At 29.6% G+C, this 5768-nt stretch carries 3 protein-coding genes and 1 tRNA gene; 2 read left to right on the top strand and 2 right to left on the bottom strand.

Translation table 11 applies throughout. From position 1 onward, the window contains the following. Positions 1–295: 295 nt before the first annotated feature. Positions 296–371, bottom strand: a tRNA-Val gene (locus LS73_RS09600). Positions 372–524: 153 nt separating this feature from the next. Here LS73_RS09600 and aroC point away from each other — a divergent pair. Further along, a complete protein-coding gene (gene aroC, locus LS73_RS09595; protein ID WP_034558015.1) occupies positions 525–1625 on the top strand; it encodes a chorismate synthase in 1101 nt (366 codons plus the stop codon). 266 nt (positions 1626–1891) lie between these two features. Here the strand turns inward: aroC and LS73_RS09590 are convergent, their stop codons facing one another. Next, on the bottom strand, positions 1892–2173 hold the full coding sequence (locus LS73_RS09590) for a ComEA family DNA-binding protein (RefSeq protein ID WP_034558013.1): 282 nt from the start codon (positions 2171–2173) through the stop codon (positions 1892–1894). Between the two features lie 1011 nt (positions 2174–3184). Here LS73_RS09590 and LS73_RS09585 point away from each other — a divergent pair. Next, complete coding sequence (locus tag LS73_RS09585; protein WP_052089648.1) at positions 3185–5653, top strand: TonB-dependent receptor; 2469 nt, start codon at positions 3185–3187, stop codon at positions 5651–5653. Positions 5654–5768 lie beyond the last annotated feature (115 nt).

Raw genomic sequence — 5768 nt, 5'->3', positions numbered from 1 at the left:
ATATAAAAATATTGTAAATTTATCAGTAAAAATTAAAATCTGGCTGTTTTAGCATAGGTAATAAGCAATAAATAAGATGTTTGAATGGGTTTGGGGGGTTATGTATTTTTGTATGATGATTGTGTTTAAATTGCAAAAATTCTATGAGTTGATGTTGAAAAATAAAATTTAAACATATACTATAAAATGAAATAATGATGTTTGGTTACTTAAAATTAAGGAAAAACAATAAATTAAAAATAGCTTGAATATTAAATTTAATACAAAATTTGAGATTGTTATAATTAAGTGTTGATGGTGGTTGCGACTGGACTCGAACCAGCGACCCCTACCATGTCAAGGTAGTGCTCTACCAACTGAGCTACGCTACCGCTTAAATAATAGCTTGCGAGTTTATAGTTCTTAAGATTAAGCGTATATTTTACTATATTTTGATTTGTTTGTATAAAATTTGTAATAAAATATTCAAGAATTTTAATTCACAGACTTTCAAATCAAACATACTCGTTTAACAAAGGGGAACAATGGACACAATAGGTATCTTATTGCAATTTAGCTCATTTGGAGAAAGTCATGGTAAGGGCATTGGAGGTATATTAAGTGGAATGCCGGCCGGATTGGAAATAGATTATGAATTCCTAAAAAATGAAATATCAAGACGCAAAGGCGGAAGCAAATTTGCAACCCCTAGAAAAGAAGATGACGAATTTGAGATTCTAAGTGGAATCTTTGATGGAAAGACTACAGGCACTCCTATTGGCTTTTTTATCCCAAATAACAACATAAAAAGTAAGGATTATAGTGCAATTAAGGATATTTTTCGCCCATCCCATGCCGATTTTTCATATTATCATAAATATGGCATAAGAGACTATAAGGGAGGTGGCAGAAGCAGTGCTAGGGAAACTGTAGCAAGAGTGCTAGCAGGTGGCATAGCAAAACTTTTATTAAAAGAATTTGACATTTCTATACAAAGTGGTATTACTGGAGTGGGAAATATAGTTTCTAAAAAAGATTTCTTTGATAATGAAGACTTCGAATATGCAAAACAGAGCGAAATATTTAGTCTTGACAAAACACTGGAAGAAATACAAAAAAAAGAAATTACAAATGCAAAAAAACAAGGTGATAGCATAGGTGCTAGCGCGATTATAAGGGTGAAAAATGCGCCTATTGGATTAGGAGAACCGCTCGGATACAAGCTAGATTCTATTCTTGCTAGAGATTTAATGGGGCTAAATGCAGTAAAGGCTGTTGAAATTGGTAGCGGCATGCAATCATCACGCAAAAGAGGCTCAAGCAACAATGACTGTATAAACCAAAGAGGATTTATAACAAACCATAGTGGTGGAATCTTAGGGGGAATCTCCAATGGTGAAGACATTATTATTACAACACACTTCAAACCAACGCCTAGCATTTTCAAACAACAACAAAGTATAGATATACAAGGCAATGAAACTACAATTAAACTACAAGGAAGACATGATCCTTGTGTTGGAGTACGTGGCAGTATAGTGTGCGAAAGCATTGTAGCATTAATAATGGCTGATATGCTCATGCTAAATACTAGCTCAAAACTTCAAAACCTAAAAAAGATATATAATAATAGCAAAATAAAGTAAGATTAAATCAATAGTGCAAGATAAGCTGATATTGGTTAAATTAAATATGAATCATAAATCAATAAATTAAACGATATATCAATTAACTGTTAACTTAATTATTTAATTTTATAATGATTTGCTTTGACTAAATAAAACCAAATAAGCAAAATATCGATATAGAAAAACAAAACTGTAGAATCCTAAATATAAGGATTCACTTTTAATTATAAAATCTTATATCAATACAATATCAAGCCTAAATTCAAAACCAAACATATTTAGATTTATTTTTTAACTTGAGCTTTATTTGGCTGTGTGCCGCCAACAGTTATATCATTTTTTATCTTATCAAAAATACCCTGCCCTATACCACCTACTTGCATAATATCCTCTATTTTTTTAAAGCGATTTTTGCTTCTATAAGCAATGATTGCTTTAGCCTTTGCTTCACCAATACCGCTAAGCGTCATAAGCTCTTTCTCATTAGCTGTATTAATATTAACTGCTGCAAACATAAAGTTAGCAAATATAAAAAATGATAAAAATATTAAAAGTATTCTTTTCATTTATATCCTTTGTATAAATTTGGATTCTATAGTTATCCTTAGTATTAGATGATATATATCATAGCTTTATTATGACTTAAAATATAGTAAACCAACAGTGATTTATATTTATTCATTACTATAAGTAGCATTATAAAGTTTGATTTTATTTAAACTTTTATACACAAAATAAATAATATAAAAGCCATTAACTCATACTTAAAGAATGTTTGAACTAATTCAAGTAAAGCACAAAGAAAATCTTTCCTTAATATCTAAATATAATTCACATTCGTATAATTATTAATCTATTAATGAATGAGAATCTCAAAATTTTTATGCAAGAGATACTTAACTAATCAATACTTATTATTAATATTTGCAAATATACGCTCCAAGTTAATTTATATCTGTATTCAATGTTTGCTAAAAAACAAAGCAATCAAATATAGGCAAGAGAAAATTCTATTGCAAAATGAGATAAATGAATAAATTTAATATTACTTTGTCTTTTTAAAATGCCTTAATATATAACAACTCGTTTCAAAAAATAAGTATTTAGATTTTTAATTATATCTTTATTTTTACTTTATAGATTCTATTAAATCCCACCTTGTGTAATATAAATACAACATATTTACACAAAACAAAAAAATATCTCTATATAAAAAATGCAACTACTTCTTAATTTATTTTTTACTATTATTTGTATATTTTAAAATCTATTCCCTATTAAATATGCTTCTTTTTATTAATAATATATAGTTTTTAAATTTTATAGATATGGAATAATTGAAAAAATTCTAATTATAATAAAAATACCTATTAATTTAATATAATACGAAATATAATCATTTTTATATTTTTTTAATTCAAAGTAATATATAATCATTATTAGTATTTATAAAGCTAATATTAAAATAAAGCAAAATGTGAATATTGAAAAGCTAGATTCCAAGCTATAACAAACAATCAAGCAAAAAGCTATAGCTAGGAATCTATTCCTATAAAAATAAAGGTCAAGGATATACTATGGAATACAAAGAGATTCTAATCCCAAGTTTTAAAAATAACAACTATTACTCTTATTTTCTAAGATTTTATACCCATCTTGTAACTCTCTATTATGCAGCCTTCAACAAAGCACAAACAATAATTAATAAGCATAAAAAACTTAATTATCCTTTATGTTTGTTGGTAGGAATATTGGCTAGTGTTGGGATTTGTAAAAGTGATGAAACGCAATTTGCCGCTAACAATTTCCAAACTGCAAAACTAAATGCGATTGTAACGTCTGCGACAGGCTTTGACCTACCCATAAGAAATGAGCCAAAAAATATCTTCCTAATAGATAAGGAAGATATACAAAACAAAAGCTATCAAAACATAGAGCAAGCATTGCAATATCAACCTCTAGTTACATTTACAGATGTAGGTTTTGGTAAAAATATCGATTTAAGAGGACAGGGTGCAGATGCCACTAGAGCAGTTAAGATTCTAGTTAATCGCGTGCCAATATCTTTGCTTGATACTTCTCATGGAGTGCCTCCATATAATAATATTGATATAGAAGATTTACAATCAATTGAGATTTTACCTGGAGGCGGTGCTGTGGTATATGGTAATGGCACAAGGGGGGGTGTGATAAATTTCGTTACAAAAGCACCTAGTAGGGATTTTTTAAGATTTGTATCCAAGACACAAAGCGGAGAAAAAATAGGCTTGCAAGGTGGAAATCTTAGTATAGCAGCAGGCAAAAAAATTAATGATTCTTTATTTATTAGAGCTGATGTAAACGCAGGATACAGCCCTGGCGTAAGAAATGTAGCCGGAATAGCAAGTGATAGAAGTCAAATTAAAGCATTTAGTCAAGACAATACAACAAATATTTATATGGCATTTCAAACAATATGGAATCTAAATCAAGATTCTAAGCTTGATTTTAACATAAACTATTCTCATATATGGAACAATAAACCAATTAACTATCTTTCCATGACTAGGAGCGTTGGCACAAGACCAAACACAAGTATCGTAGAAAAGACTATACAAGAATTAAAGAAAGAAAGAAATAGCCCTGATGACTACTTTTTATCAACACAAACAGATGCTATGCAAACATCAATAAATTACATACAAAAATTTAGTGACCAGCTAGAGCTTGATGTGCTAAGCTTTTATCAATTTAGCGCACTAAAATATACAAGCTATAAGTATTGCTTAAGTGGCAAAGTTACAGAAAGATTTATGTGTCCAGCAGGCATTATGAATATGGGAGATGGAAGCGGCTTTGCTAATCATGGTGGAGGTATCAACATCAAGCTAAAACAAACAAAAGACAAAAACACACTAATAGTTGGTATAGACAATGTTTTAGAATACTCAAATAGGCTAAACCACACAGATCATTTTTTCCCAGCTAGACAAGGTAATATAACTGCAGGTACAATGACACTACAGATTACACACTACATAACAGATGTAAAAAACACAGCCACAAAACTGTCTAACTCAATCTATATATTCGATACATTTAATTTTACATCTCATTTTGACTTAAGCGGTGGAGCTAGATTAGAATATTCCAATTATTGGACAAACAATGATCAATACTATTGGCAGAGGATTAGGAGTCAAACAAACAACATGACTACATTTGCAGAAAATGAAGAAAATTTTAAGTTTAGTTATCATACACAAAGATTAAGCTATGCTGCCGAAATTACTCCAAACTACAAATACAGCGATACTGGCAATGTCTATGCTAAGACGGAATTAGGTTTCATTAGTCCTAGTGCATACCAGATGATAAATGCAGACCCTAATTCAAGCATAAATGCAAATCAAGGAACAACTCTAAATCGCAATGAACCAAATAATATAAGTCCAGAGCAGTATATTACAGCAGAGATTGGATTCAAAGACTATATAGATCCTAGCTATTTATCAGCTACCCTATTCTACACACATACTTTTAACGAAATATTTGTAAACCAAATTTCGCATGGCACAGCATACACTTATAACAATCTAGGACAAACCCAAAGATTAGGAATAGAGCTAATCGCAAATCAAAAGCTTTTTGAAACAGAAAGCTTAAGATTAAGCCAAAGCTTGAGTTATATATATACAAATATTTTAAAAGCAAATATATCCAATAACAGCCTAAAGGGTAAAAATGTGCCTTATGTGCCATTTCTAAAAGCTACATTAAATATAGAGGTAGATATATTTAAGAAGAATTCACAAACATTAAGTATTTTTTTGAATAATGCTTACTTTTCTCAAAGCATTGATACTAAGGCTAGAGTTATGAATAAGAATGGATATATACTATGTGATTTGGGACTTATATACAGTATTAAAAACTATAAGGTCAATCTTGGTGTAAGAAATCTATTGGATTCATATTATGTTACATATCAAAATTTTCCAAACTATTATCCAGGGCTTGGTAGAAGCTATTACTTGGAGATAAGATTGGCATTTAATAAAAATTAATGAAATCCCAAATATGTCATTCTAAAAGAGCAAAGTGTGGCTTAAGAATCTATAAATTAGATTGAATAAATTACAAGTAGCCAATGTCATAAAGTCTTGTGTAAACAAGTCTAAT

Origin of the sequence: Helicobacter muridarum (genome assembly GCF_000765805.2) — a bacterium.
Classification (GTDB): domain Bacteria; phylum Campylobacterota; class Campylobacteria; order Campylobacterales; family Helicobacteraceae; genus Helicobacter_A; species Helicobacter_A muridarum.
This window is presented reverse-complemented; position numbering and strand designations above follow the sequence as displayed.

What these genes read in the sequence shown, in the direction of transcription:
- aroC (WP_034558015.1), top strand. Translation starts at nt 525, where the DNA reads ATGGACACAATAGGTATCTTATTGCAATTTAGCTCATTTGGAGAAAGT.
- LS73_RS09590 (WP_034558013.1), bottom strand. Translation starts at nt 2,173, where the DNA reads ATGAAAAGAATACTTTTAATATTTTTATCATTTTTTATATTTGCTAAC.
- LS73_RS09585 (WP_052089648.1), top strand. Translation starts at nt 3,185, where the DNA reads ATGGAATACAAAGAGATTCTAATCCCAAGTTTTAAAAATAACAACTAT.